This is a genomic window from Streptoalloteichus tenebrarius (assembly GCF_024171885.1).
In the GTDB taxonomy this organism is placed as follows: domain Bacteria; phylum Actinomycetota; class Actinomycetes; order Mycobacteriales; family Pseudonocardiaceae; genus Streptoalloteichus; species Streptoalloteichus tenebrarius.
This window is the reverse complement of record NZ_JAMTCP010000018.1, coordinates 73,090-97,414: the sequence shown is the minus strand read 5'-3', so window position 1 is coordinate 97,414 and position 24,325 is coordinate 73,090. Positions and strand designations below refer to the sequence as shown.

The 24,325-nt window shown below is 73.3% G+C and carries 18 protein-coding genes, 1 tRNA gene and 1 CRISPR repeat array; of the genes, 7 read left to right on the top strand and 12 right to left on the bottom strand.

The genetic code is table 11. The annotated features are described in order from the left end of the window. The first annotated feature begins 107 nt into the window (after positions 1–107). The gene (locus tag LX15_RS16765; RefSeq protein WP_253670530.1) at positions 108–344 is read left to right on the top strand and encodes a hypothetical protein; all 237 of its coding nucleotides are present in this window, start codon (positions 108–110) and stop codon (positions 342–344) included. Positions 345–450: 106 nt separating this feature from the next. On the opposite strand, the gene LX15_RS16760 is transcribed toward LX15_RS16765, so the two are convergent. Together LX15_RS16760 and LX15_RS16755 are read right to left on the bottom strand one after the other, a co-directional pair. Next, positions 451–527 (bottom strand) — tRNA-Met (locus LX15_RS16760). Positions 528–602: 75 nt separating this feature from the next. After that, entirely contained in the window at positions 603–3,596 is a 2,994-nt protein-coding gene (locus LX15_RS16755) for a UPF0182 family protein (protein WP_253670529.1), read from the bottom strand. A 146-nt stretch (positions 3,597–3,742) separates the two neighbouring features. Here LX15_RS16755 and LX15_RS16750 point away from each other — a divergent pair, with 146 nt between their 5' ends. Further along, on the top strand, positions 3,743–4,279 hold the full coding sequence (locus LX15_RS16750; protein ID WP_253670528.1) for a PPA1309 family protein: 537 nt from the start codon (positions 3,743–3,745) through the stop codon (positions 4,277–4,279). A gap of 99 nt (positions 4,280–4,378) precedes the next feature. Here LX15_RS16750 and LX15_RS16745 read toward each other — a convergent pair whose 3' ends face one another. Further along, the gene (locus LX15_RS16745; protein ID WP_253670527.1) at positions 4,379–5,401 is read right to left on the bottom strand and encodes a YlbL family protein; all 1,023 of its coding nucleotides are present in this window, start codon (positions 5,399–5,401) and stop codon (positions 4,379–4,381) included. An 83-nt stretch (positions 5,402–5,484) separates the two neighbouring features. Between LX15_RS16745 and LX15_RS16740 the strand changes: the two genes are divergently transcribed. Further along, positions 5,485–6,936, top strand: a complete 1,452-nt coding sequence (locus tag LX15_RS16740; RefSeq protein ID WP_253670526.1) for a zinc-dependent metalloprotease — start codon at positions 5,485–5,487, stop codon at positions 6,934–6,936. 169 nt (positions 6,937–7,105) lie between these two features. Further along, positions 7,106–7,377: direct repeats of the CRISPR family, unit length 28 nt; unit sequence GTCCTCCCCGCGCACGCGGGGGTGAGTC. 1,515 nt (positions 7,378–8,892) lie between these two features. Here LX15_RS16740 and LX15_RS16735 read toward each other — a convergent pair. Further along, positions 8,893–9,534: a M48 metallopeptidase family protein gene (locus LX15_RS16735; protein WP_372502741.1), complete on the bottom strand. Its 642-nt coding sequence runs from the start codon at positions 9,532–9,534 to the stop codon at positions 8,893–8,895. A gap of 283 nt (positions 9,535–9,817) precedes the next feature. On the opposite strand from LX15_RS16735, the gene LX15_RS16730 reads away from it, so the two are divergent. The 3 genes from LX15_RS16730 (at position 9,818) to LX15_RS16720 (ending at position 12,716) form a co-directional block, all read left to right on the top strand. Continuing rightward, positions 9,818–9,982, top strand: a complete 165-nt coding sequence (locus LX15_RS16730) for a DUF5679 domain-containing protein (protein WP_253670525.1) — start codon at positions 9,818–9,820, stop codon at positions 9,980–9,982. Between the two features lie 126 nt (positions 9,983–10,108). Continuing rightward, complete coding sequence (locus tag LX15_RS16725; RefSeq protein ID WP_253670524.1) at positions 10,109–11,212, top strand: hypothetical protein; 1,104 nt, start codon at positions 10,109–10,111, stop codon at positions 11,210–11,212. Between the two features lie 172 nt (positions 11,213–11,384). After that, entirely contained in the window at positions 11,385–12,716 is a 1,332-nt protein-coding gene (locus LX15_RS16720; protein WP_253670523.1) for an ABC1 kinase family protein, read from the top strand. A 10-nt stretch (positions 12,717–12,726) separates the two neighbouring features. Here LX15_RS16720 and LX15_RS16715 read toward each other — a convergent pair whose 3' ends face one another. From LX15_RS16715 to LX15_RS16680, 8 genes are all read right to left on the bottom strand, one after another. After that, a complete protein-coding gene (locus LX15_RS16715; RefSeq protein WP_253670522.1) occupies positions 12,727–12,906 on the bottom strand; it encodes a hypothetical protein in 180 nt (59 codons plus the stop codon). A 345-nt stretch (positions 12,907–13,251) separates the two neighbouring features. After that, positions 13,252–13,641, bottom strand: a complete 390-nt coding sequence (locus LX15_RS16710; RefSeq protein ID WP_253670521.1) for a WhiB family transcriptional regulator — start codon at positions 13,639–13,641, stop codon at positions 13,252–13,254. 172 nt (positions 13,642–13,813) lie between these two features. After that, positions 13,814–14,053 (bottom strand): hypothetical protein, encoded by a 240-nt coding sequence (locus LX15_RS16705; RefSeq protein ID WP_253670520.1) that lies wholly within the window; start codon positions 14,051–14,053, stop codon positions 13,814–13,816. Between the two features lie 109 nt (positions 14,054–14,162). After that, positions 14,163–16,265, bottom strand: a complete 2,103-nt coding sequence (locus LX15_RS16700; protein WP_253670519.1) for an ATP-dependent DNA helicase UvrD2 — start codon at positions 16,263–16,265, stop codon at positions 14,163–14,165. A gap of 492 nt (positions 16,266–16,757) precedes the next feature. Continuing rightward, positions 16,758–17,720, bottom strand: coding sequence for an NAD(+) diphosphatase (gene nudC / locus LX15_RS16695; protein WP_253670552.1), 963 nt, complete (start codon positions 17,718–17,720; stop codon positions 16,758–16,760). A gap of 74 nt (positions 17,721–17,794) precedes the next feature. Continuing rightward, a complete protein-coding gene (locus LX15_RS16690) occupies positions 17,795–19,168 on the bottom strand; it encodes a M16 family metallopeptidase (protein WP_253670518.1) in 1,374 nt (457 codons plus the stop codon). Further along, positions 19,165–20,448, bottom strand: coding sequence for a M16 family metallopeptidase (locus tag LX15_RS16685; protein WP_253670517.1), 1,284 nt, complete (start codon positions 20,446–20,448; stop codon positions 19,165–19,167). Before LX15_RS16685 ends, LX15_RS16690 begins: the two co-directional genes overlap by 4 nt. A 72-nt stretch (positions 20,449–20,520) precedes the next feature. Continuing rightward, the gene (locus tag LX15_RS16680; RefSeq protein ID WP_253670516.1) at positions 20,521–22,242 is read right to left on the bottom strand and encodes a DUF2207 family protein; all 1,722 of its coding nucleotides are present in this window, start codon (positions 22,240–22,242) and stop codon (positions 20,521–20,523) included. A gap of 507 nt (positions 22,243–22,749) precedes the next feature. Between LX15_RS16680 and LX15_RS16675 the strand changes: the two genes are divergently transcribed. Continuing rightward, positions 22,750–23,814, top strand: coding sequence for a neutral zinc metallopeptidase (locus LX15_RS16675; protein WP_253670515.1), 1,065 nt, complete (start codon positions 22,750–22,752; stop codon positions 23,812–23,814). Positions 23,815–24,325 lie beyond the last annotated feature (511 nt).

Genomic DNA, 24,325 nt, shown 5'->3' with positions numbered 1-24,325 from the left:
CCCGGTGATCTCCCCGGCCCTCGCTGGCTCCGCTGCTCCGATCGCGTCAACCTCGTGGCGTCGGCGGTTTCCCTCACACGACGGCAGGCGCGAGTCGGGAGGTTGACATGCAGGTCAGGTGGTTGCAGGACAAGGTGCAGACCAAGCTCCACGACAAGATGCAGAAGAAGTGGGTGGCGCGGACCAGGGCCTGGGTCTCCGGGATGCCCCAGGGCGACGTGGGCTCCCCCGACCGGTGCATGGTGTGCGGGAAGCAGCTCAAGCGGCACCGCACCGTCGCGGGCGAGGGCAGGGTGTGCTCGCCGGAGTGCGCGCTCACGTGGGCGGAGACGCTGGAGAGCTGACCGGGGTGGATTTCGACCACGCGACGATATTCGGGACCCGCTGAGGAAAAACCACGACAAAAGCGGAGAGACCCCCACCGGAAATCGGTGGGGGTCTCTCCGTACCTGGTAGCGGGGGCAGGATTCGAACCTGCGACCTCTGGGTTATGAGCCCAGCGAGCTACCGAGCTGCTCCACCCCGCGTTGACAGGTCATACTTTACGTGGCGGTGGCGGGGAAGTGCAAATCAGATGGCCGCCAGGTGGTGTGACGCCGCACTCACCTCGTCGGGGTGGGCGTCGGCGGAGCCGCCGAGGGCGACGGCGAGGAACCGCCCCCACCCTGCGGCCGCGCCTGCTCGAACCGCTTCGTGGCCTCGTCCAACTCCTTGTACGCCTGGCCCAGGGCCGCGAAGTCCCCGGCCTGCTGCGCCTTGCGCACCTTCTCCAACGCGGCGGAGATGTCCTGCACCGCCTTGCCCAGCTCCGGGCTCACCTGCTGCCCACCCGGCGGCGGCGGCGTGCTCGTGTTCGGCGGCTGCGTCGTCGTCGTGGGCTGCTGGCCCTGCTGGCCCTGTTGGCCCGGGTTGGTCGTGGACGACCCGGCGCCCGCACCGAACACCTGCTCCAGCGCCTCGGCGAGGGTGGCCGCGTAGCCGACCTTGCCGCCGAAACTCACCAACACCCGAGCGAGCTGCGGGAAGGACGACGCCTGCTGGCTGCGTTCGATGTAGACCGGCTCGACGTAGAGCAGGCCGCCGCCGACCGGCAGCGTGAGCAGGTTGCCGTACTGCACCCTGGTCTGCTGCTGCCGGAGCAGGTTCAGCTCACTGGACACGTTGGACGAGGAGACGAACTGGGTCTGCACCTGCTGCGGACCCTTCGTCTGGGTGTCGGATGGGAGTTGCAGCACCGTGATCCGCCCGTAGTTCTCCGGGTCAGAGCTGACGGTCACATAGGCCGACATGAACTCCCGGCGCAGGCTGACCAGGGCGCTGGTGAGCTGGAACTCGACCTTGCCGGTGCGCGGGTTGCCGGCCAGCACGTAGTACGGCGGCTGCTGCGCCGGCTGCTGGCCCTGCCCGTCCACGGTCGGGTCCGACGGCACGTCCCAGAAGGACACCGTCGAGTAGAACTCCTTGGGGTTCGACACGTGGTACTTGGACAGCAGCTCGCGCTGGACCTTGAACAGGTCCTCCGGGTAGCGGAAGTGCGAGCGCAGCGAGGGGGAGATCTCGCTCGCGGGCTTCACCACGCCGGGGAAGACGCCCATCCACGCCTTCAGCACCGGGTCCCGCTCGTCGACCGCGTACATCGACACCGAGCCGTCGTAGGCGTCGACGACCGCCTTGACCGAGTTGCGGATGTAGCTGATCTGCCGGTTGGGCTGCTTGCGCACGCCGGCGAGGGTGTCGGTGGTCGCCTCGCCCAGCGGGGTCCGCTGTGCGTAGGGGTAGTTGTCCAGGGTCGTGTAGCCGTCGACGATCCAGACGATCCGGCCGTCGACGACCGCCGGGTACGGGTCGCCGTCCACGGTCAGCCACGGCGCGACCTTGCTGACCCTGTCCCTGGGGTCCCGCTCGAAGATGATCTTCGAGTTGTCCCCGATCGCGTCGGAGAACAGCAGGTTCCGCTCGCCGTAGGAGGCGGCGAAGGCCAGCCGGTTGAACCAGCCGCCGATCGGCACGCCGCCCTTGCCGGTGTAGGTGTAGCTGGTCTTCTCCGTGTCGTACTCGCGGGGGGCCTCGCCGGCCTGGGCGCCCACGATCGCGTAGTCGGTGACCAGCTCGCCGTAGTACACCCGGGGCTGGTCGACCTTGATGTCGCCCTGGCTGACCGGGTTGTCCTTGTTCTCGGTCAGCTCGCTGACGGTGAAGACCGGGTAGCCGCCCTCACCGCCCGCGTCCTTGAGCGCCGAGTTCACCGTGTTCGCCGGGGCGGCCACGAACCCGTTGCCGTGCGTGTACACCAGGTGCCGGTTGATCCAGTCCCGCTGGTTCTCGGCCAGGCCGCCGGTGTTGATCTCCCGCGCGGCGACGATGTAGTCCTGCGTCCTGCCGTTGACCGTGTACCGGTCGATGTCCAGCTTCGCGGGGAAGCCGTAGAAGTTCTTGCGCTGCTGGAGCTGCGTGAACGTCTGCGACAACGCGTTCGGGTCGAGCAGGCGCACGTTGGGGACGGTGACCTTGTCTTCCTTGATCTCCGCGAGCGAGACGTCGGACTTCCCCGCGTAGGGCTCGTAGGTCACCTTGTCCTCGGTGAGCCCGAACGCCTGACGGGTGGCGGCGATGTTGCGCTCGATCGACGCCGCCTCCTTCTCGTTGGCGTTCGGCTTGACCGAGAACTGCTCCAGCACCGCCGGCCACGCCGCGCCGACGAGGATGCTCGACAGCAGGAGCAGCACCGCCGCGATGGCGGGGAGCTGAAGGTTGCGCAGGAACGCGCCGACGAAGAAGGCGATCGCGCAGAACACGGCGATGCACAGCAGGATCAGCTTCGCCGGGAGCACCGCGTGCAGGTCGGTGTAGCTGGCTCCGGTGAACCGCTCGCTGCCGCCCGAGCTGAGCAGCTCGTAGCGGTCCAGGAAGTACGCGACGGCCTTGAGCAGCACGAACACGCCGGCGAGCACGGCGAGCTGGACTCTGGCCGGCACGGCGAGCTGCCCGCCGCCCCTGCTGCCGAACCGGATGCCGCCGAACAGGTAGTGCGCGACCAGCGCGCCGAAGAACGACACCGCGACGGCGACGAACGCCCACGACAGCAGCCAGCGGTAGAACGGGAGCTGGAAGGCGTAGAAGCCGATGTCGTGGCCGAACTCGGGGTCGGTGACGTTGAAGTCCGTCGCGTTGAGGAAGAGCTGGGTGACCTGCCACTCGCCCTGCCCCGCCACGGCGGCGACCAGACCCACCAGCAGCGGGATCCCGACGCCGAGCAGCCGCAGCCGGGAGACGACGAACGAGCGGTACCGCGACACCGGGTCGTCCGGCCCCGACACCGGCACGAAGACCGGCCGGGTGCGGTAGGCGATCACCAGGTTCAGCGCCACCAGCCCGCCGACCAGCACGCCGACCGCGGCGAACACCGCCAGCCTGGTGAAGATGATCGTGCCGAACACCGAGCGGTAGCCGACCTCGCCGAACCACAGCCAGTCGATGTAGGTGTCGAGCAGCCGCGAGCCGCTCACCAGCCCGAGCAACAGCAGGACGCCGATCACGAGCAGGATCCGGCTGCGCTTGGACAACCTCGGCAGTCCGACCGGGGGCCGCATGGCCACGGGGCACGCTCCTGGGTCGCGTTTCGGGGCTGGATGCGAACGAGGGCGCGACGAAGCGCCCCACCCGTCCGCGATGTCCAACTCTAGAGAGGCGTTCCCGGTTCCCCGACCGCCCCGTCACCTGACCATCGGTGCAACGATGGGGCATGGCCTCGCTCCCGTCGCCCGACGACCTGTCCGCCGCCCTGCCCAGCGCCGTCCGTGAGGTGGAGGACTTCGTCTCCACCTCGGGCTGGGACCAGGCTCCGCAACTGTTCGCCCTGGTCGCGACCGCCGACCTCCTGGCGCGCCAACCCGGGCTGGCCGGCCAGCTCGACCCCGACGCCCCGCTGACCCCGATCGCCCAGGACCCGCTGCCCGCCGGCGACCTGGGCGAGGCGCTGGCCGCGATCGAGTGGCCGGACATCGTGGCCGGCTGCGCGCTGTCCCAGGAGATCGTGGTGCTCCCGCCGGAGGCGGAGGCCGAGATCGCCGAGGCCGACTCGGACCTGGGCCGCATCCAGCGCCTGGCCGCCGAGCACCCGCAGCGGCAGGAGGCGCGCCTGGTGGCCGCGGTCCTGCGCAACGGCGCGGGCGCGTGCGTGCTGCGCGTGCGGGGCGGCGGCGACGAGCCCGACCAGCTCATCGAGCGGCCGGACCTCGCGCCGAACCTGGTCTCCGCCCTCTACGACACCCTGTCCTGACAGTGCTCTGAGGACCCCTGGGGCGTCCTGACGGCCGCCCGCCCGTTCCCGAGCGTTCCCGAGCGGGCGGCCAGTCCCGGCCGGCGGTCCCCCGCCGGCTCAGCAGCCGGGGACGTCGCGGCCGTTCTGGAGGTCCTGGAGGGCCTTCACGGCCTCGGCCAGCGAGGAGACCTTGACCAACCGCAGGCCGTCCGGCGTGCGGCTCTTGGCCTCCGTGCAGTTGGCGGCGGGCGTCAGGAACACCTCGGCACCCGCCTCCTTCGCGGCGGCCATCTTGAACGGGATGCCGCCGATCGCGCTGACCCTGCCCTCCGGGTCGATCTCCCCGGTGCCGGCGATCGACCGGCCGCCGGTCAGCTCGCCCGGCGTCAGCTTGTCCACGATGGCCAGCGCGAGCATCAGGCCGGCGGACGGGCCGCCCACCGCGTGCAGGCCGATCTTGATCTGGAAGGGCACGTCGGGCCGGTCCACGGGCACCAGCCCGAGCAGGCCCTCCTCGCGGTCGTCGGCCCGGCCCAGGGTCACCTGCGCGGTGTGCCTCGGCTGGTCGCCGCGCTGGAACACCACCTGCGCCCGCTGGCCGGGGCGCGTGCCCTTCAGCGCCGCCTTCACCTCGTCGGCCTTGGCCACCTTCTGGCCGTTGACCTCGAACAGCCGGTCGCCTGGCTCGATGGTCCCGTCGACGGCCCCGCCCTTGACGATCTCGCCGGCGAGCACCTTCGTCGGGTAGTTGAGGTACCGCAGCGCGGCCACCTCGGCGCTGCTCTGCGAGTCGCGGAACGCCTTGGTGTTCTCCTGGTCGATGTCCTTCTCGGACTTGTCCGGCGGGTAGAACTCCTCCCTCGGCGCCAGCGCGTACCGCCCGCTGGCCCACAGCCCGAGGGCGCCGAACATCGAGACGTCGTCGGTCACCGAGACCGTGGTCATGGTGAGCCGGCCGCCGGTCTGCTGCTCCCGCTCGCCCTCCAGTCGCACCACCTCGGTCCCGCCGTACTCCCCCAGCGTGTCGTAGGTGGGACCGGGTCCGAGGGCGACGTAGGGCACCCTGACGAACCCACCGAGCAGGCCCAGCGCCGCGACGAGCGCGAAGCTGACCACCAGCGTCCAGGTACGGCGACTCACGGTCCGAAAGCCTACGGGCCGAACGCTCCGCTCACCGCGAACCGGCGGGCGCGACCCCCGGACGCCCCGCGTACGGTGGACATATGAGCGATGTGCCGTTCGGGTTCCAGCCGCCGGACCCCGACGACCGCGAGCGCCGGGGGGACGCGGAGAAGCAGCCCGGTGGCGAGCGACCCGGCGGGTCCGGCCCCCAGGGTCTGCCGCCGGGCGGCGGGTTCCCCCCGGGATTCGGGTCGTTCCCCGGCGGCGCCGGCGCGTTCGACTTCGGCCAGTTGGGCCAGATGTTGACGCAGCTCGGGCAGATGCTGAGCCACGCGACCACCTCCGGCGGGCCGGTCAACTACGACCTGGCCAAGCAGTTGGCCGTGCAGCGGCTGGCCACAGAAGGCGCCGCGGGCGCCGGCTCGTCGGCCTCCGACCAGGCCGGCGCGGTGGCCGACTCCGTGCGCCTGGCCGAGCTGTGGCTGGACGCGGCGACGGCGTTGCCGGCCGGCGCGCGGGTCACGCAGGCGTGGACCGGCGAGGAGTGGATCAACCGGACGCTGCCGACCTGGCAACGCCTGTGCGACCCGGTCGCGCAGCGGGTCGCCGGGGCGTGGGTCGACGCGATGCCGGCCGAGGCCAAGCAGGCCGCCGGCCCGCTGCTGTCGATGCTCGGCCAGATGGGCGGTCTCGCGTTCGGCTCGCAGCTCGGCAACGCGCTGGGGCAGCTCGCCGCCGAGGTGCTGACGTCGACCGACGTGGGCCTGCCGCTGGGCGAGGAGGGCGTGGCGGCGCTGCTGCCGGGCAACATCGAGCGGTTCACCGCCGGCCTGGAGCGCCCGGCCAGCGAGGTCATGGTCTTCCTCGCCGCGCGGGAGGCCGCGCACCAGCGGCTGTTCACCCACGTGCCGTGGCTGCGGCAGCGGCTGCTGGCCACCGTCGAGGAGTACGCGCGGGGCATCCGGGTCGACACGTCGGCGCTGGAGCAGCTCGCCGGCCAGGTCGACCCGTCCAACCCGGCCTCGATCGAGGAGGCCATGCGGTCCGGGCTGCTGGAGCCGCAGACCACGCCGGAGCAGAAGGCCGCGCTGGCCCGACTGGAAACGTTGCTGGCCCTGGTCGAGGGCTGGGTGGACGTCGTCGTGGGCGACGCGGTCGGCGAGCGGCTGCCCGGCGCGGACGCGCTGCGGGAGACCCTGCGCCGCCGGCGGGCCAGCGGCGGCCCCGCCGAGCAGACCTTCGCCACGTTGGTGGGCCTTGAGCTGCGGCCGCGCCGGCTGCGGGCGGCCGCGGCGCTGTGGCGGCTGGTCGGCGACCAGCACGGCCTGGAGGCCAGGGACGGCGTCTGGGCCCACCCCGACCTGGTGCCCACCGCCGAGGACCTGGACGACCCGTTCGCCTTCTCCGAGCGGCTCGGCGCGGGCGCGAACGAGCTGGAGGACCCGCTCGCCGCACTGGAACGGGAGAAGCAGCGGCGCGAGGCCGAGGGCCGACCCGAGCCGGGCGCGTCCGACGAGCGGCCCGACGAGGGCCCGGGCGCGGACGGCCGCTGACGCCCGAACCGTCCGAACCAGAAGCCGACGACGGCCCGCCTCCTCCTGGAGGCGGGCCGTCGCGAAATCAGGAGCGGCTTCCCGAGGAGGCGCCACGGTGGACCACCGGCCCCACCGAACCCAAAGTCACGTTTTGGTCACGCCCTCCTGTTAGCCCAGGTCGCGAAGGGTCCTCCCCGCGCACGCGGGGGTGAGTCGGAACTCCGCGACCTCGGGCAGCTCGGTGGCGGGTCCTCCCCGCGCACGCGGGGGTGAGTCGGGTGCGCACGTGACGTACCGGGACCTGGATATGTCCTCCCCGCGCACGCGGGGGTGAGTCGCCCGCAAGGGAACCCGATGGTGGGAGCTGAAGGTCCTCCCCGCGCACGCGGGGGTGAGTCCGTCGCCACCTGGTCCACCTTGAAGTTCGTGATGTCCTCCCCGCGCATGCGGGGATGATTCGACAACCTTGCTTCGGGCGCTGGCCTCGGAGATTTACTCCCCCGCGCGCGGGGGTGAGTCCTGGATCCGGCCGCGGCACGTATCGCAGCTCGGGCGCTCCCGCGCATGCGGGGGGTGAGTCTCTAGGGGCTCCTACGACGTTTTCCCTGGTCGTGTCCTCCCCGCGCACGCGCGGGGTGCGTCACGAGGTGGTCAGCGATGGCGTCCTCCCCGCGCACGCGGGGTGAGTCCGTGGTCGTCGCGGTGTCCACGGGCAGGGTGAGGTGCTCCCCACGCACATGGGTGCATGATCCCCTGACCCAATTCACCGTGTATGGCCCCGCTGACTGCTCCCCACACATGTGGGGAGTGAGTCCTGTCCCCGGCTCGGCTCCTACCCCGGCCGGGGGTGCTCCGCGAGCACGCCGGGGGCGAGTCAATCACCTCGTCGATGGCCCGCCAGGAGATCTGGTGTTCCCCGCGCCCGGGGGTGAGTCGAAGATCCGCACGCGGGTACGAGGCGCACGAGTGCTCCGCGTACGCGGGAGTGAGTCCACACGCCGGGTGCGCAGCACCAGCACATGGCGGCGCTCCCCGCATAAGCGGGAGTGAGTCCCTGCCCTCGCACGGTGTATTGCCCCCTGAGTACTTTCCGCGCACGCGGGAGGTGAGTGCCCCCGCCTGATCGACCCGACCACCGGGTCCGGGTTCTCCCCGCACACGCGGGGATGAGTCTGACGGGGTAGCCAAGGTAAGGAACGCTCGCGGGTGCTTCCCGCGCGCGGGAGTGAGTCCGTGTTGGCGGATGCCGGCCCAGGCGGCATGGTGTTCCCCGCGCGGGCCGGGGGTGAATCCACACGCCGGGTTGCACGGCACCAGCACACGGCCGCGCTCCCCTGCATACACCGGGTGCCCCTCACCCTATGCACGGTGTATGGCCCGCTGAGTTCTCCCTGCGCACACGGAGCGAGTCGGACAGCTATCTCACCGCCAAGTTTCTCGGTCGGTGTTCCCCGCACCCGGGGGTGAGTCCCGCATGAGGAACTGGCTGGTGTTGATGGCTTCGTCCTCCCCGCGCAGGCGGGGGTGAGACGTGACCCTGCGGGTCGAGGTCGACGAGCAACACGTGCTCCCCGCGCAGGCGGGGTAAGTCACTGCCGGTGCCCAGCGACGGGGCGCCCCCGCGCAGGCGGGGTGTGCCCCTGACCCCTATGCACGGTGTATAGCGCCGCTGAGTGCTCCCTGCGGGCGCGGGGGTGATTCGTCATCCAGCTCCGACCTCAGTTCGGCAGCGCCGTGCTCCCCGTGGACGCGGGGGTGAGTGCCGCCATTGCAGCGCGCGGCACGCGTAGGAGCCGCTCGGGTCCTGGTGCCGCGTGGCCGTCAGCGGCCAGCGTTCCCTGGGCCGTCTTCGCAGGGCTGGGCACGGCTACGACGTGTCTCCCGGACGGCCCGGCGGTCGGTCCTCGGCGGCCGGTTTGCGGAGTCGGTCGCCGCCGACCAGTCCGGTCGGGTCTGTCAGGCCGATCAGGCTGATCAGTCTTCGGCCGTGCCGTCCGCGCACGCCGCGACGCCCGGCGCGTCTTCGGCCGGGTCGGCGTCGTCGGGGCCGTTCTCGACGTCGCCGCCGATCCCCCAGCCCGCCGCCGCCGACAGCCCCTCCAGGTAGCCGATGGCCCGTTCCGTGCGGGGGTAGTCGTGCACCAGGGCCCAGAAGTCGGGGCCGTGGCCCGGCACGAGCAGGTGGGCCAGCTCGTGCACCAGCACGTAGTCGAGGACCCAGGCCGGGACGTTCCGCAGGCGCTCGCTGACCCGGATGGTGCGGTCGGCGGGGGTGCAGGAGGCCCACCGGGTGCGCATCGGGGGCACCCAGCGGACGCTGCGCGGCACCGCACGCCCCCGGAAGTGGCGTTGGGACAGCTCCCGGCACCGCGCGAGCAACGCGGCGTCGGAGGCGCGGGCGGGCGAGCGGCGCCGGGTCTCGCTGCGCTGGAGACGCCGCAGCATCTCCGCCACCCAGTGTTCCTCCTCGGCCCTGGTCATCCGGGCCGGGATGAGCACCACCACCGTGTCGCCCTCCCGGTAGGCGCTCACGGTCCGACTCCGCCGGCGACTCCGGCGGACCTCCACCCTCGGCTCTGCCGCCGGGGTCCCGCAGCTTTCGGCCACGGCGACCACCGTAGGCGGCGACCCTGACGCGAGGGGGCCGTTCCCCACCGGTCCGGGTGAACAAGACCGCCCCGATCCCCGCCTGCCTGCGCGCATGCGGGAACGACCATGAGTGCGGAGGTAGCGTGGCCGGCAGGTGGCCCTCCGCGGAACTTCACCGGTGGGGAGAGGGGCGGCCGCGGCGGCGGCCGGAGGGATGCGCCGAGGGCGCCTGGAGGTCCCCGAGCGCGGCACGCGGTCCGTGCTCAGCCCGGCCGCACCGGCCGGGGCCCGTCTCGGAAGGGAGGCAGCCGTGGCTCAGACGTCGACATCCACCTACAACGGCTACTGCGTGAAGTGCCGCGAGAAGCGTGACTTCGAGGGAAAGGTCGAGGAGAAGAACGGCCGGCGCATGGCCAAGGGAGTGTGCCCGGTCTGCGGCACCAAGATGACACGCATCCTGGGCAAGGAGTCCTGACGCCTCGTCCACGACGCGGGGGCGGTCCGCCACGCGCGGGCCGCCCCCGCGTGCCTGTGGATAACTCGGCACTGCCTGTGGACAACCGTTTCACGATCCGTGCCGACCGGTGGGACCCTCCCCGCCATGAGCGCGAACGAGACTCGTGTCACACCGCCCCGGCGGCCCCGACTGCTGCCCGGCCTCTGCCTTCTCTGGCGTGCACCGGACACCGCCCAGGTCGGGCTGGACCCCGTTCGGGCGGCGGTCGTCAGCGGGCTCACGCCCGGCCAGGCGGACGTCCTGCGGGAGTTGGACGGCCGGCACAGCCTGGCGGAGCTGCTCCGTCGCGGCGAGGCGGGCGGCGCGTCCGCCCGCGAGGTGGTCGAGCTGCTCGCCCTGCTCGACCGGGGCGGGCTGGTCGAGGACATGGCGCCGCCGGCGCGTCCGACCCCGCCCGCGTCGCCGACCGTGCGGGCGGCCGAACCGGCGGTGCTGCCGCCCCGGCTGGCTCCGGACGCCCTCGCCTGGACCCTCCGGACAGGTCGCCCCGGGCAGCCGGCCCTGGCCGACCGGGCCAGGGCGACGGTGGTGGTGCGGGGCGACGGCCGGTTGGCGATCGCGACGGCGACACTGCTGGCGGCCGCCGGCGTCGGCCGGGTCCACGTGCTGGCCGAGGGCGACGTCCGCCCCGAGGACACCGGCTGCGGTTACCTGCCCTGCGACGTCGGGCGGGAGCGCGGCCTGGCGGCGGTCGACGCCGTGGCCAGGGCCGCGCCCGGAGTGCGGGCCGGCCGCACCCCGCCGTCCCGGCCCGCCGAGCTGGTGGTGCTGGCGGACGCGGCGGTGCCCGACCCCCGGCTCGTGCGGCGGCTCACCCTCGCCGGCGTCCCCCACCTGCTGGTCCGGGTCCGGGACGGGGCCGGGGTGGTGGGGCCGCTGGTGCTCCCTGGCAGGTCGAGCTGCCTGACCTGCCACGACCTGATCCGGACCGAGCGGGACCCCCGGTGGCCGGCGCTGGCGGCGCAGCTCGCCGGGCGCGTCCAGCCCGTCGACGTCGGCTGCGCGATGGCCACGGCCGGCCTGGCCGTGAGCCAGGCCCTGGTCGCGCTGGGCTGGCGACACGCGGGAGCCGTCCCACCCGCGACCGTCGACGGGACGCTGGAACTCGACCCGCTGCGCGGAACGGTGTTGCGGCGCTCCTGGCACCGGCACGCCGACTGCCCCTGCTGGCGGATCGGGCCGCGATGACCCCGCCCCCAGGGGAGACCCGCCAGCCCCGCCCCGACACGACGAAGCCGGGCCCGGCGTTGGGCCAGTTGGGGGAAGCAGCACGGCGCACTCATGGGTAGCGTGACGAGACAACGCCGGCGCGGCCCGGACTGTGGTGCGTCGACGTGACCGCTCAAGGGAGAATCGCCGCGTGACCGACATCCCGCGCCGGACCGTGCAGCGCACCGCCAAGCTCGCCAGCCTGCCGATCGGAGTCGCGGGACGGGTCGCGGCCGGCTGGGGCAAACGCCTGGTCGGCCGCAGCGCCGAGGAGGTGTCCGCCGAGGTCTCCGCCAAGACCGCCGAGCAGGTCTTCGCGGTCCTGGGGCAGCTCAAGGGCGGCGCGATGAAGTTCGGGCAGGCGCTGAGCGTCTTCGAGGCCGCGGTGCCCGACGAGCTGGCGGCCCCCTACCGCGAGGCGCTGACCAAGCTCCAGTCCGCCGCCCCGCCGATGCCCACCCGGGCCGTGCACCGCGTGCTCGCCGAGCAGCTCGGCCGGAGCTGGGCCCGTCGGTTCGCGGAGTTCGACGACACGCCCTCGGCGGCGGCGAGCATCGGGCAGGTGCACCGCGCGGTCTGGCACGACGGCAGGGAGGTCGCGGTCAAGGTCCAGTACCCGGGCGCCGACGAGGCGCTGCTGGCCGACCTGCGGCAGCTCCAGCGGTTCAGCCGGCTGTTCCAGGCCCTGGTGCCGGGCACCGAGGTCAAGCCGCTGCTGGAGGAGCTGCGGGAGCGGATGGTGGAGGAGCTGGACTACCGGGGCGAGGCCGACAGCCAGCGGGCCTTCGCCGCGGCCTTCGCCGACGACCCGAACGTGCGGGTGCCCCGGGTGGTGGCCAGCGCGCCCAAGGTGATGGTCACCGAGTGGGTCAGCGGCCGCCCGCTGTCGCGGATCATCCAGGACGGCGGGCGCGCCGAGCGGGACGAGGCGGGGCGGCTGCTCGCGGAGTTCCACTTCTCCTCGCCGGCCAGGGCGGGCCTGCTGCACGCCGACCCGCACCCCGGCAACTTCATGATGCTCGACGACGGCCGGCTGTGCGTGATCGACTATGGCGCGGTCGCGCGGCTGCCCGAGGGCCTGCCGCGCACGCTGGGCCTGATGGTGAAGCTCGCGTTGCGGGGCGAGTCCGCCGAGCTGCTCCAGTTGCTGCGCGACGAGCGGTTCGTCCGCCCGGGGACCGAGCTGGACCCCGAGGAGGTCCTGGCCTACCTGTCCCCGTTCGTCGACCCGATGCGGTGCGAGCGGTTCCGCTTCACGCGGCGGTGGCTCCAGTCGCAGGCCGAACGGATCGGCGACCTCCAGGGCCGGGACTTCCACACCGGGCGGTCGCTGAACCTGCCGCCCAACTACCTGATGATCCACCGGGTGACGTTCGGCGCGATCGGGATCCTGTGCCAGCTCGACGCGGAGGTGCCCGCGCGGGAGATCGTCGCCCGGTGGCAGCCCGGCTTCGCCGACGACGAGCCGGAGATCGCCGGCTGAGGCGGGCCGCTCACCACCACTCGGCGGGGAGCTTGCCCTCGATGTCGCGGACGTGCCGTCGGGCGCAGTCGGGGCAGAGCCACCAGGTTCCGGTGGGCGTGCGCTCCGCCACCCAGGTGAGCGCGGCCAGCGCGTCGTCAGGGTCGCGCCGCGCTCCGCACCGGCCGCACACCACCGCCTGATCGGTCACGCTCGCGGACGATACGCCGTTTTCCGTCCGGCACGGGGAAAGGGCCCACAACGGCGCCGGCCGGCGTCACCCGCGGTAGGTGACGCCGGCCGGTGTGGAACGGGTCAGGCCCCGACCGGGATGGCGACGGCCCGCCCGGTCCACCGGGTGGTGGACCGGGCCAGCCGCGCTCCGTCATCGGCCGGGGTCATCGGCCGGGGTCGTCGATCGGGACCGGGCGGCGGGCCAGCGGTTACTGGCCCGCCCAACGTTGCGCCTCGCGCATCCGGGTTCTGGCCATGGCTTCGTGCATCAGCATCGGGTTCGTGGCCCAGAGCACGTGGACGGTCGGTATCGCCTGGTTGCTCATGCCGCTGCCTCCTGCTCGCGCGTCTGCTCGGCCCGCACCTCACGGGCGCGGTCCTCCTTGCGCGGCCGACCCCGCGGCCGCTTGCGGGCGATGACCGCGCCGCGTTCGAAGATCTCGCCGCCCCAGACCCCCCAGGGCTCCCGGCGCGCGAGGGCGCCGGCCAGGCACTGGGCCTTGACCGGGCAGTCGGCGCAGAGCTGCTTGGCGCGCTCCAGCTCGGTCGGGGCCTCGGCGAACCAGAGGTCGGGGTTGTTCACCCGGCAGGGCAAGGCGAGCTCGTCCTCCGGCACGGCGGTCGCCAGCTCGGCCACGCCGACGGTGGACCCTCCCACGGTCGGGGCGACGGGCAGCGTTCCGCCGGTCAGCGGAACGTTGGCGGTGAACATGAAGGAGTCCTCCATTCGATCACGCGGTGGCGCGTCTCGGTATGGGTGGTGCGTTTCGGAGTGGTGCATCTCGGGTTGGTGGTGCTGTCCCCCGGCGAACCGGAGAAACACGAAGGCCGCGGATCCGGTGATCGGGTCCGCGGCCTTCGTGAGCCTGGTCGTCCTGACTAGGTCAGGGGCTTGTCTCCAGGGCGCGCGAAGGGCGACGGACAGTGACGGACGGCAGATCTGCGCCGGCGGTGGTCGGCAGCAGAACGGTGGGAACGATCGCGACGAAGCGCTGGCGGGCGGCGTACTGCTCGCTCCGCTGCGCCCAGAGCTGACCCTGTTCGATCACCTGGGGGACGTCGTTCACACCGGAAGCCCCGGGCAGCAGGTGGCCGGGGGTCAACCGCATCAGCGTGTTCACCATCGGGGCCACCTCCCTTCCCAGGGTCTCGATCTCGTCCGCGCGGGCCTTCGCGCCCGGGCCCCTGCAGGCTATTGGCAGGAGCGCGTTCGGGGCAACAGTTTTTTTCGCACTACTCACGATCCGGTGGGAAAGTACCGTTGACCAGGGCGATCACGTCCGCCCCGTAGCGGTCGAGCTTCGCCGCGCCAATCCCGGGGATGGCGACCAGGCCGGCCTCGTCGGCCGGTCGCTGCTCCGCGATCGCGGTCAGTGTCGCGTCGGTGAACACGACGTAGGCGGGCACCTTGAGCTGGCGGGCGCGCTCGGTGCGCCAGGCGCGGAGCCGCGCCAGCAGCTCCTCGTCCACGTCGGACGGGCAGTCCGCGCACCGACCCAGCTTCACCGCCATCGTGCCGACGAGCGGTCCGCCGCAGTTGCGGCACCGGCGCCGCGCCTCGTCGCGCAGACTGGCGCGGGACGCCGCCCCGTCGCGGCCCCGCCCCCGCGCGGGCAGCGCCGCCGGATGGTTGTCCGGCACGAGGCCGTAGAGGAACCGGCTGCGCCTCCGGTGCCGCCGGCCGCCCGGCGAGCGCGACAGCGCCCAGGTCAACGACAGGAACTCCCTGGCCCGGGTGACGCCGACGTACAACAGCCGGCGCTCCTCCTCCACGGCCTCGTCGTCGCCGTCGGCGTGCTGGATCGGCAGCGTCCCCTCGACCAGGCCGACGAGGAACACCGCGTCCCACTCCAGGCCCTTGGCGGCGTGCAGCGAGGCCAGGGTGACACCCTCCACGGTCGGCGGGTGCTGGGCCTCCGCCCGCATGTCCAGCTCCTGGGCGAACCGCGCCAGGTCGGCCTCGGGCAGCGCGGTCGCCAGCTCCTCGGCCAGCTCCACCAGCGCCCGCAACGACTCCCAGCGCTCCCTGGTCGCGCCGCCGGCCGGGGGACGCTCGGTCAGACCCAGCGGCTCCAACACGGCCCGCACCCGGGCGTCCAACGCCCCCTCCCCCGGAGCGCCCGCGGCCACCCGCAACGCCTGCATGGCCTGCCGCACCTCGGGCCGGGCGAAGAACCGCTCCCCGCCCCGGACCTGGTACGGGATGTCCTGCTCGGCCAACGCCTGCTCGTAGACCTCGGACTGCGCGTTGACCCGGAACAGGACGGCGATCTCGCTGGCCGGCACGCCCTCGTCGAGCAGCTTCCTGATCCGCAGCGCGACGGCCGCCGCCTCGGCCGGCTCGTCGTCGTACTCGGCGAACTCCGGTTCCGGGCCGGGCGGGCGCTGGCCGACCAGCCGCAGGCGGGCACCGGCCGGGCGGCCCCGCGCCGCGCCGATCACGCGGTTGGCCAGGGACACCACCTGCGGCGTGGACCGGTAGTCGCGTTCCAACCGCACCGTCGTCGCCTCGGGGAACCGGCGGGAGAAGTCCAGCAGCCAGCGCGGCGTCGCGCCGGCGAAGGAGTAGATGGTCTGGTTGGCGTCGCCGACGACGGTCAGGTCGTCCCGGTTGCCCAGCCACGCGTCCAGCACCCGCTGCTGGAGCGGTGTCACGTCCTGGTATTCGTCGACGACGAAACACCGGTACCGGTCGCGGAACTCGCCGGCGACGTCGGGGTGCTCCTCCAGCGCGGCGGCGGTGTGGAGCAGCAGGTCGTCGAAGTCAAGCACGCGGGAACGCATCTTGAGCTGCTCGTACGTCGCGTAGACCTGGGCGACCTGCTCGGGCGGGCCGGGGGTGTCGCGGTGCGCGCGCGCGGCGACGGCCGGGTAGTCCTCCGGCGTCACCAGCGACGCCTTCGACCACTCGATCTCGCTGGCGAGGTCGCGCAGCGACTCCGCCTCGGTCGACGCGCCCACGCGGTGCGCGGCCTGGCCGACCAGCCGCAGCTTGTGCTCCACGAGCTGCCACGGCTCGTCGTCGACCACGCGGGGCCAGAAGTAGCGGAGCTGCCGCAACGCGGCCGCGTGGAAGGTCCTGGCCTGGACGCCGTGCGCGCCGAGCGCCCGCAACCGGGTGCGCATCTCCCCCGCCGCCCGCGCGGTGAACGTGACCGCGAGCACCTGGCCGGGCGCGACGTGGCCCCGGTGCACGAGGTGGGCGATGCGGCGGGTGATGGTGCGGGTCTTGCCGGTGCCGGCGCCGGCGAGCACGCACACCGGCCCGCGCGGCGCGACCACCGCGGCCCGCTGCTCCGGATCGAGACCCTCCAGCAGCTTGTTCCCGGCGTCCATGGGGCCATCCTCGCACCAGCCCCCGACCGCCCCGGCCGACCCCCGAGATCACCGCTTCGGCAGGGGACCGCCACCTCGGGAGGCGACGCGACGCGCCCCGTGACCCGTTCTCGCTGGTCAGCCCTGTTGTCCTGGAACGGAGGGTCCCGGCAGAACTCATTCGGCCGTTGTTTTCCCCGCTTTTCCGCCCGGTCGGGCGAATCGCGGAGCCCGTTTTTGTCAGACCCCTGTGAGACGTTGGAAAAGGGGGTTCCCCCTATAACTCAGGTCTGAGGATATGCGCAGAGCAGGCGCGGACGACGTGTGCGCGATGACTGGACGTCAGGCGCAGGTCGTCCGGTCCTCGCGCATTGGCGACAACCCGCGCATGGGTGATACGGGGACTGCGTGTCGCGGACGAACGGGGCGGGACAGCGCACGGCCCGGCCTCCCTCTGGTGAGCGGGGTGAGGCCGGGCCGTGTGTGAACCTGTGACCGTGTCGACCACCGGGGCTACCCGGAGGCGTTGGCCCATCCCTCCAGCATCTGGCGGGCGATGGACGCCCGGCCCGGGAGGATGAGCCCGGGGACGGAGCCGCCCGCCGCCAGGGCGGCGCGCACCTCGTCGCGGTGCACCCAGTGGGCCTCCTCGATCTCGCCGTCCCTCGGCTGGAGCGGCGTCTCGCGCGAGGCCACCGCCGCGAAGCCCACCATGAGCGAGCGCGGGAGCGGCCACGGCTGGCTGCCGAGGTACCGCACGCCGCGCACGGCGACGCCGACCTCCTCGGCGATCTCCCGGGCGACGCACGCCTCCAGCGACTCCCCCGCCTCCACGAAACCGGCCAGCACCGAGTAGCGCTCCGCCGGCCACACCGCCTGCCGCGCCAGCAACACGTGCTCGCCGTTGACGCCCTCCTCGTCGTGGACGAGGCAGATCACGGCGGGGTCCGTCCTCGGGTACTCCTCGCGCCCACAGGCGGGGCAGTCACGGGCCCAGCCCGCCTTCACACGCCGGGTCGGCGATCCGCAGGCGGAGCAGAAACCCGCGGCGTCGTGCCAGTTGAGCAGGGCGACGGCGGCCGTGAGCAGACCGGCGTCGGTGTCGCCGAGCAGGGCCCCGACCGCCCGCAGGTCCGCCCAGGACGGGTCGTCCCGATCCGCTCGCTCGTCGACCCGCAGGGCCCAGTACACGTCGTCGCCGCTCTCCCCGAGCAGCACGGCCCTCTCGGGCGGGGTCGGGCCGAACCCCGCGGTGTCCTGGAAGGACAGGGCGTAGTCACCGCCGCCGCCCGACGACGCGCCGGGGTCGCCCCAGCCGGAGAGCGGAGCCCGCCCCTCGACGCCGCCCAGCGTGCGCACCGGCGTCCGGCCGCGCGGGTCCACCAGCACCAGCTTCGCGCCGGGCCACCGCTCGGCCAACCGCCGCGCGTCGGTCCGCACCGCCTCGTCTCTGTCCACTGTGGATCGAGAGAGCATCGGGGGACCGGCGAGCCGGAAGGGCTCGCCCCGACCCGCGCCCTCCCGTGTCGAACAGCCCCCAGGAAGGACGCTCACGGCAGCCGGACACCTCCCAGCGCGGTCAGCGGGGCGGACAACCGGTCCGCGTCGCCCACGAGGACCCCGGTCCACCGGCTCGGCGTGAACAGCCGGAGCGCGGCCTCGGCGACCTCGTCCACCGTCACCCGCTGGAGCCGGCCAGGGTGCTCCCGCAGCCACTCGGGGCCGAGCCCCATGCCGGCCAACGACATCAACATCGACGCCAGTCCCGCCTGCGAGGCCGTGGACGTGAGCAGCCCGCCGACGGCGTACCGGCGCGCGGAGTCCACTTCGGACTCCGACGGCGGGACGACGGCCATGCGGGCGATCTCGTAGCGGGTCTCCAGGAGCGCGGGCGCGGTGGCCTCGCTCGCCGTGTCCGCGTCGACCAGCACGGTCGCGCCGCCCGGCGTGAACTCCGGGTACGAGTGGGCGCTGTAGGTGTAGCCCTTGTCCTCGCGGATGTTCTCCACCAGGCGCGAGGAGAAGTAGCCGCCGAACACCAGGTTCGCGAGCTGGAGCGCCGGGTAGGCCGGGTCGGTGCGGGACACGAACGGCGCCGACAGCCGGATCTGCGACTGGACGGCGCCGGGGCGGTGCACCAGGAGCAGGTCGCCGCCGGGCACCTCGGGCAGCGGCGGCAACTCGACCGCAGAGCGGTCGGAGTTCCAGCCGTGGAACGCGGCGGCCACGGCGTCGACCGCGCGCTGCGGGTCGATGTCGCCCACGAGCACCATCGCGGACCCCCGCGGCAGGACGGCGCGCGCGTGCAGCTCGCGGACGTCCTCGGCGGTCACCCGCGCCACGTCCTCGGCCGACGGCATCTCCCTGGTGAACGGGTGGTCGCCGTACCGGTGGCGCTGCAACGCCTCCCTGGCGATGACCCTGGGCTGCGACCGCGCGACCGTGATCCGCTCGACCAGCCGCTCCCGCTCCCGCCGCACCTCGTCGTCGGGGTAGGTCGCGCCGGTCAGGACGTCCGCGAGCACGTCGAACAACACGTCCATGCCGTCGACCAGCGCGCTGCCGCCGATGCTCAGCCGCTCCGGGTCGACCACGGCGTCCAGCTCGCCGCCGACGCGCGCCAGGTCGGTGTCCACCCGCACGCGGTCACGCCGCTGGGTCCCGGTCAGCATCGTGGTGGACAACAGCTCGGCGCGGGCGGAGTGCGTGCTCTCCTCCCCGGCGAACGGGATGCGCAGCCGCAGCTCGACCATGGGCACGGCGGGGCGGTGGACCGCGAGGACCCGCAACCCGTTGGGCAGCACGGTGTCCACGGTCAGCGGCTCGGACGCGGCGCGCTGCTCGCCCAGCGGCGGCAGCGGGCGCGGCCCCTGCGTCGTGCGGCCGATCTCCTCGGCGCTGCGGTGGGTGGCGGGCGCGGTCACTCGGTACCTCCCTGGGGGACGACGGTCAGCACCGCGCGGGAGTCGGGGCGCATGGCCTTGGCGGCGGCGGCCACGTCGGCGGCGGTCACGGCGGCGATGCGCCTCGGCAGCTCGCCGATCAGCTCGGCCCTGCCGTGCAGCAGCTCCATCGCGCCGAACGCGAGGGTCCTGGACACCAGGCGGTCGTGCTCCCGGTGCAGCCCGGCCACCCAGCGCGCGGTGACCCTGGCCAGCTCGTCGGCGTCCGGGCCGTCCCCGGCCAGCCGCTCCAGCTCCTCGTCGAGGGCGGTCAGCACGCGGTCGGGCGCCACGGCCGGCGGGAAGATCGCGGTGACGGTGAAGGTGTCCGGGTCGCGGGCGTCCAGCGGGCTGAACAGGCCGCAGCCCGCCGAGACCTCGGTGACCAGGGCGTCCCGGTGCACCAGGCGCTGCTGGAGCCGGGCGGAGTCGCCGTCGCTGAGCACGGCGGCCAGCACGACGTGCGTCAGGTAGGCGTCCAGCTCGGTGACCGGGTCGGGCAGCCGGTAGCCGACGGCCAGCGCGGGCAGCGGGGCGTGCGGGTCGACGTGCTCGGCGCGCCGCTCGCCGACCGGCGGCGGTTCGGCGAAGGACGGCCGGGTCGGCACCTCGCGCGCGGGCACGTCGCCGAAGTGCCGGTGCACCAGCTCGGTCGTCGCGGCCACGTCCAGGTCGCCGGCGACGGTCAGCACGGCGTTGCCGGGGGCGTAGTAGGTGTCGAAGAAGGCCGCGCAGTCCTCGACCGTGGCCTGCTCCAGGTCGGTGAAGTCGCCGTAGCCGTTGTGGGCGTTGGCGAAGGTCCGGTAGAGCACCGGCGGGAGCAGGATCCACGGGAACCCGCCGTAGGGCCGGTTCAGCACGTTGAGCCGGATCTCCTCCTTGACCACGTCGACCTGGTTGCGGAGGTTCTCCTCGGTGATGCGCGGCGCGCGCATCCGGTCGGCCTCCAGGAACAACGCGCGTTCCAGGGCCGCCGACGGCAGCACCTCGAAGTAGTCGGTGTAGTCGGGGTGGGTGGACCCGTTGAAGCTGCCGCCGGAGCCCTGGACGTGCCGGAAGTGGGCCAGCTTCTCCAGGCTCTCGCTGCCCTGGAACATCAGGTGCTCGAACAGGTGCGCGAAGCCGGTGCGGCCCTCCGGCTCGGAGCGGAACCCGACGTCGTAGTGCACGCTGACGGCGATCACCGGCGCCGAGCGGTCCGGCGCGAGCAGGACGCGCAGCCCGTTGGGCAGGGTGAACCGGTGAAGCTGGGGTGCGGCCATGCCAGCAGCCTACGTGCGTCACCCTCGGTCAGCTCAGCAGATCGGGAACACCCTGCCGAGTGACGCGGGTGGTCAGGACCGCAGGGATCGCAGGTGGCCCGCCTGGGCCAGCGCCCCGTCGAGCGCGGCGAGGAACGCGGGGAAGTGGCCGGCGAAGCGTCGCAGGTCGTCGGCGGCGTTGGTGCCGTCGGTGTCGGTCGTTCCGGCCCCGTACCAGTAGAGGCCCGGCGTGCCGTCGGCCCCGGCGTCGAGCGAGGCGAAGGCCTCCAGCCACCGGTCGGCCTCCCCCAGCACCACCGCGTAGGGCAGCGAGCGGGAGAAGACCATCTCCCGGTCGGCGGGCGGGATCTGCTCCGGCGTGGCCGTGCGCAGGTACTCCCGCAGCCCCCTGACCTGCTCGATCAGGGCGCTGCCCCGACCGGTGCGGGCCGGCATCCAGCGGGAGCCCACGGCCAGCGCGACCCCGCCGACGATCACCGCGAGGCCGAGCAGCGCGACCTGGGTGGTCAGCGCGAGGACGACCGTGAGCGCCACGCCGGCGACGCCGATCCCCGTGCCCACCCACCACCAGCGGCTGCGCTCGGCGTCGGGGCGGCGCTGGAACCAGTGCGCGTCCACCACGTCGGCGTACAGCGCCTCGCGCACGGCGGTGAGGTCGAGGCCGGCGGCGCGGAGCTCGGACAGCAGAACGTGGTCGCGGGCGTGCTCGCCGGAGGAGGGCAGCAGCGCCTCGTACACCGCGCGCTCGTAGCGCCGGAGGTGCTCGTCGGCCGGGTTCCGGCGCACGACGCGCCAGTCCGGGGCGGAGCCGGGGATCTCCTCGATCCACACGTAGTTGCGGACGGCGAGGTCGACGACCGTGGCCGCGACGTCCACGACGTCGACGTGCTCGTCCACCACCGTGCCCACCTGGCCGGGCAGCACGCCGTCGGGCGAGGCGAACCCCACCCGGCCGGCGTCGTCGGCGACCAGCACGTCCACCGGCCCGATGTCGGTCGCCAACGCGCGCGCGTCGCGGCCCCGGGCCCACCACAGCAGGGCGACCCCGCCGAGCAGCAGCAGCGTCAACCCACCGAGGGCGGCCCCGCTGACCGGGGTGAGCGCGAAGGCCCGCGCCAGGGTGAAGGTCTCGTCGAACCGGGCGTTGGCCGGAACCGTGCCCGCCTCCATCCCCACCGCAAGGTCCATCCGGTGGCCCGCCTTGAGCCCGATCTCCTGGGCACGGGCGACCTGGCGCGATTCGATCTGCGAAAGGTCACACGCACCCGTCGAACCCGGCGGACCGGCGAGACAGGTGATCGACTTAGGCGGGTTGGGGGAGACGGCGGAGACAGTGATCTTGTCGAGATCCACGCTCCAGCCGCCCGAGACCTGCCAGCGCATCTCCTGCTTGTCGTCGACGTCGGCGACGACACCGTCCACCTTGTACCGCACCGTCGAGGTGCCTGCGTCGAGCTGGACGGTGAGCCGCTCCTCGGTGACCTCGACGCGACCCTTGCCCTCCACTGTGGCGTCGCTCACCGAGAAGACCCGGTCGAGGTCGTCGCGGACGGCTTGGCGCAACGGGACCGTACGGGTGACCGACCGCCCCACCGGGACGGTGACCTGCTCCGTCACGGTGAGCTTGCCGTCGCGTTCCAGCCGCAGTTTCACGTCGACGGCGACGGCATCGGGCAACGCCGCCGAGGTGCTGGGACCAGCATCTCCCGTCGGGGACGGTGGCGGTGGCGACAGGACGAACCCGGCCGCCGTGACAAGGACCGCCGCCGCGGCCGCACCCCAGTTTCGCAACACGGCTGCGGAGGATAACGAAGTGTTCCTATGCTCTGGGGCCGATCGCCGATCTCCGGTCCAGCCCGTCCCGTCCGGACGATCAGCGTCGTCGCGTTTCGAGGGGGAACACGCTTCATGACGCCGCCGCGCCCTTTCGGGCCACCGCACAACTCCTGGCCTCCGCCGGCGCCGGTGGCGCCGCCGCCGGTCGCCCGGCCCCTGGGGTCGCCTCCACCACCGGCCCGACGAACACCACCGCCGCGACCGCCGCTTCCACCGGCACCAGCCACGCGTCCCCCGATGCCACCACCCAACGCCGGCCCGTTGCCGCCGTCCGGCCGGCGCCCGTTCGGAGCCCCGCCAGCGGCTCCGCCCGGCCCGGTCATGCCTCCACCACGTGCGGTCATGCCACCGCCACGCCCCACCGCCGGACCCCGGCCCGGCATGCCACCGCCGCCGTTCTCCGGGCAAGGCCGCCCGGCCGGGCCCCCATGGGCGCCTGCCGGCCCCCGACCCTACGGCACCGTCATGCACAGCCCCCGGAAGTCCAACACCGGGCCGCTGGTCGCCGTCGCGCTGGTCCTCGTTGCCGTGGTCGGGGTCGGCTTCGTCGGTGTCGCCGCCTCGTTCAACAGCTCCACGCGGTTGGCGGAACCGGGCTATGACCGCTACCCCACCTCGTCGTTCACGCTGTCATTGACGCCGTCGCCCACGACGACCCCGGCATGGCCGACGACCTCGGAGGCGTCGGCGATCTCCACGCCCACGACCACCACGACGCTCTCGCCCACGCAGCGCGCCGAGCGCACCGGGGGCGGCTCCACACCCCGCACGGGCACCCAGCAGACCCAGACGAGCAAGGAACCGTCCAAGCCGAGACCCGTTCTCAAGCTCGCCGACAACCCGCTGCACAACCCCAACCTCGGAGTACCCAAGACGAACTGCTCGCTGCCCCGGTGGAACGCTGACCCTGGAGCCCAGCACACCTACTACATGGCCGTGGTGGAGTGCCTGGCCAGGGCGTGGGACCCGGTGCTCGCCGCCGCCGGCCTGCCGACCGGCGCGCCCCGCGTGTTCACGCCGACCAGCCCGTTCAACAGCCCCTGCGGCAACAACATGCCGCCAACCACGAACGCGTTTTACTGCCAGGGCAACATCTACATGACACCGCTGTACTTCGCCCAGGTCGAGCAGCGGGCCACCGACAAGCCGGACTCGTACCTCGGCACCCTCTCCCACGAGTACGGGCACCACATCCAGGAGCTCAGTGGCGTGTTGGCCGCGGAGTCGCGGCTGGCGTACGACCACGGTGTGGGCAGCCCGGCCGCTCTGGAGCTCTCGCGCCGGCGGGAGTTGCAGGCGAACTGCCTCGGCGGCATGTTCTTCGCCGGCGTCGTCGGGAACGGCTCGGTCAGCCGGGCGACCTACGAAGGGACGCTGCGCGACAGGTCCCACCGGGGCGACTCACCGCGCAACGGTCCCCGGGACCATGGCAACTCCCAAAACAACGGCGCGTGGTTCCAGCAGGGCGCCGAGAAGAACCGCACCTCCCAGTGCAACACCTGGGCGGCTCCCGCCGACGCGGTGAGCTGAGGGGAGGCGACGCGGCCGGGACGGTGGGCAACCGCTCTATGCTCGGCGGCCAGCCACAAAGGATCATCGAGGAGAGCCAGCTCCATGACGCCGCCGTCGGGACCGCACGGCTCGTCGCCACGGCCGACGCCGGTCCCGCCGCCCCCGGCCGCGTTGCCGCTCCCGCCGACCACGACGCCTCCACCGGACCAGCCGGCGCGTGGCGGCCCACCGAACCCGCCCGCACCCCGCCCCGGCGATCCCCGAGCGCGCTGCCGCACCGACACCGCCCGGCTCCCCGCCCAGCCACAACCACCGAGACCGCCGGCCGCCCGGCCAGGACCGCCACGACCGGGCACGGCTCCCCAGGGCGCGGGGACCCAGCCCCGCCCCGCAGCACCGACACCCGCCGGCAACGGACAGTCCCGTGGCCCGTTCCCCGGCGAAGCCGGCACGCGGGACCACCGCCGCCCCGGGCCGCCGGCGTCGGGACACCACCGCCCACCGGCCCCGGGCCGCGCCCCCACGCCCG

Excerpts from the sequence above, each read along its gene's own strand:
- LX15_RS16765 (WP_253670530.1), top strand. The coding sequence starts at position 108 with ATGCAGGTCAGGTGGTTGCAGGACAAGGTGCAGACCAAGCTCCACGAC.
- LX15_RS16750 (WP_253670528.1), top strand. The coding sequence starts at position 3,743 with ATGGCCTCGCTCCCGTCGCCCGACGACCTGTCCGCCGCCCTGCCCAGC.
- LX15_RS16740 (WP_253670526.1), top strand. The coding sequence starts at position 5,485 with ATGAGCGATGTGCCGTTCGGGTTCCAGCCGCCGGACCCCGACGACCGC.
- LX15_RS16725 (WP_253670524.1), top strand. The coding sequence starts at position 10,109 with ATGAGCGCGAACGAGACTCGTGTCACACCGCCCCGGCGGCCCCGACTG.
- LX15_RS16710 (WP_253670521.1), bottom strand. The coding sequence starts at position 13,641 with ATGTTCACCGCCAACGTTCCGCTGACCGGCGGAACGCTGCCCGTCGCC.
- LX15_RS16705 (WP_253670520.1), bottom strand. The coding sequence starts at position 14,053 with ATGGTGAACACGCTGATGCGGTTGACCCCCGGCCACCTGCTGCCCGGG.
- LX15_RS16700 (WP_253670519.1), bottom strand. The coding sequence starts at position 16,265 with ATGGACGCCGGGAACAAGCTGCTGGAGGGTCTCGATCCGGAGCAGCGG.
- nudC (WP_253670552.1), bottom strand. The coding sequence starts at position 17,720 with ATGCTCTCTCGATCCACAGTGGACAGAGACGAGGCGGTGCGGACCGAC.
- LX15_RS16685 (WP_253670517.1), bottom strand. The coding sequence starts at position 20,448 with ATGGCCGCACCCCAGCTTCACCGGTTCACCCTGCCCAACGGGCTGCGC.
- LX15_RS16675 (WP_253670515.1), top strand. The coding sequence starts at position 22,750 with ATGCACAGCCCCCGGAAGTCCAACACCGGGCCGCTGGTCGCCGTCGCG.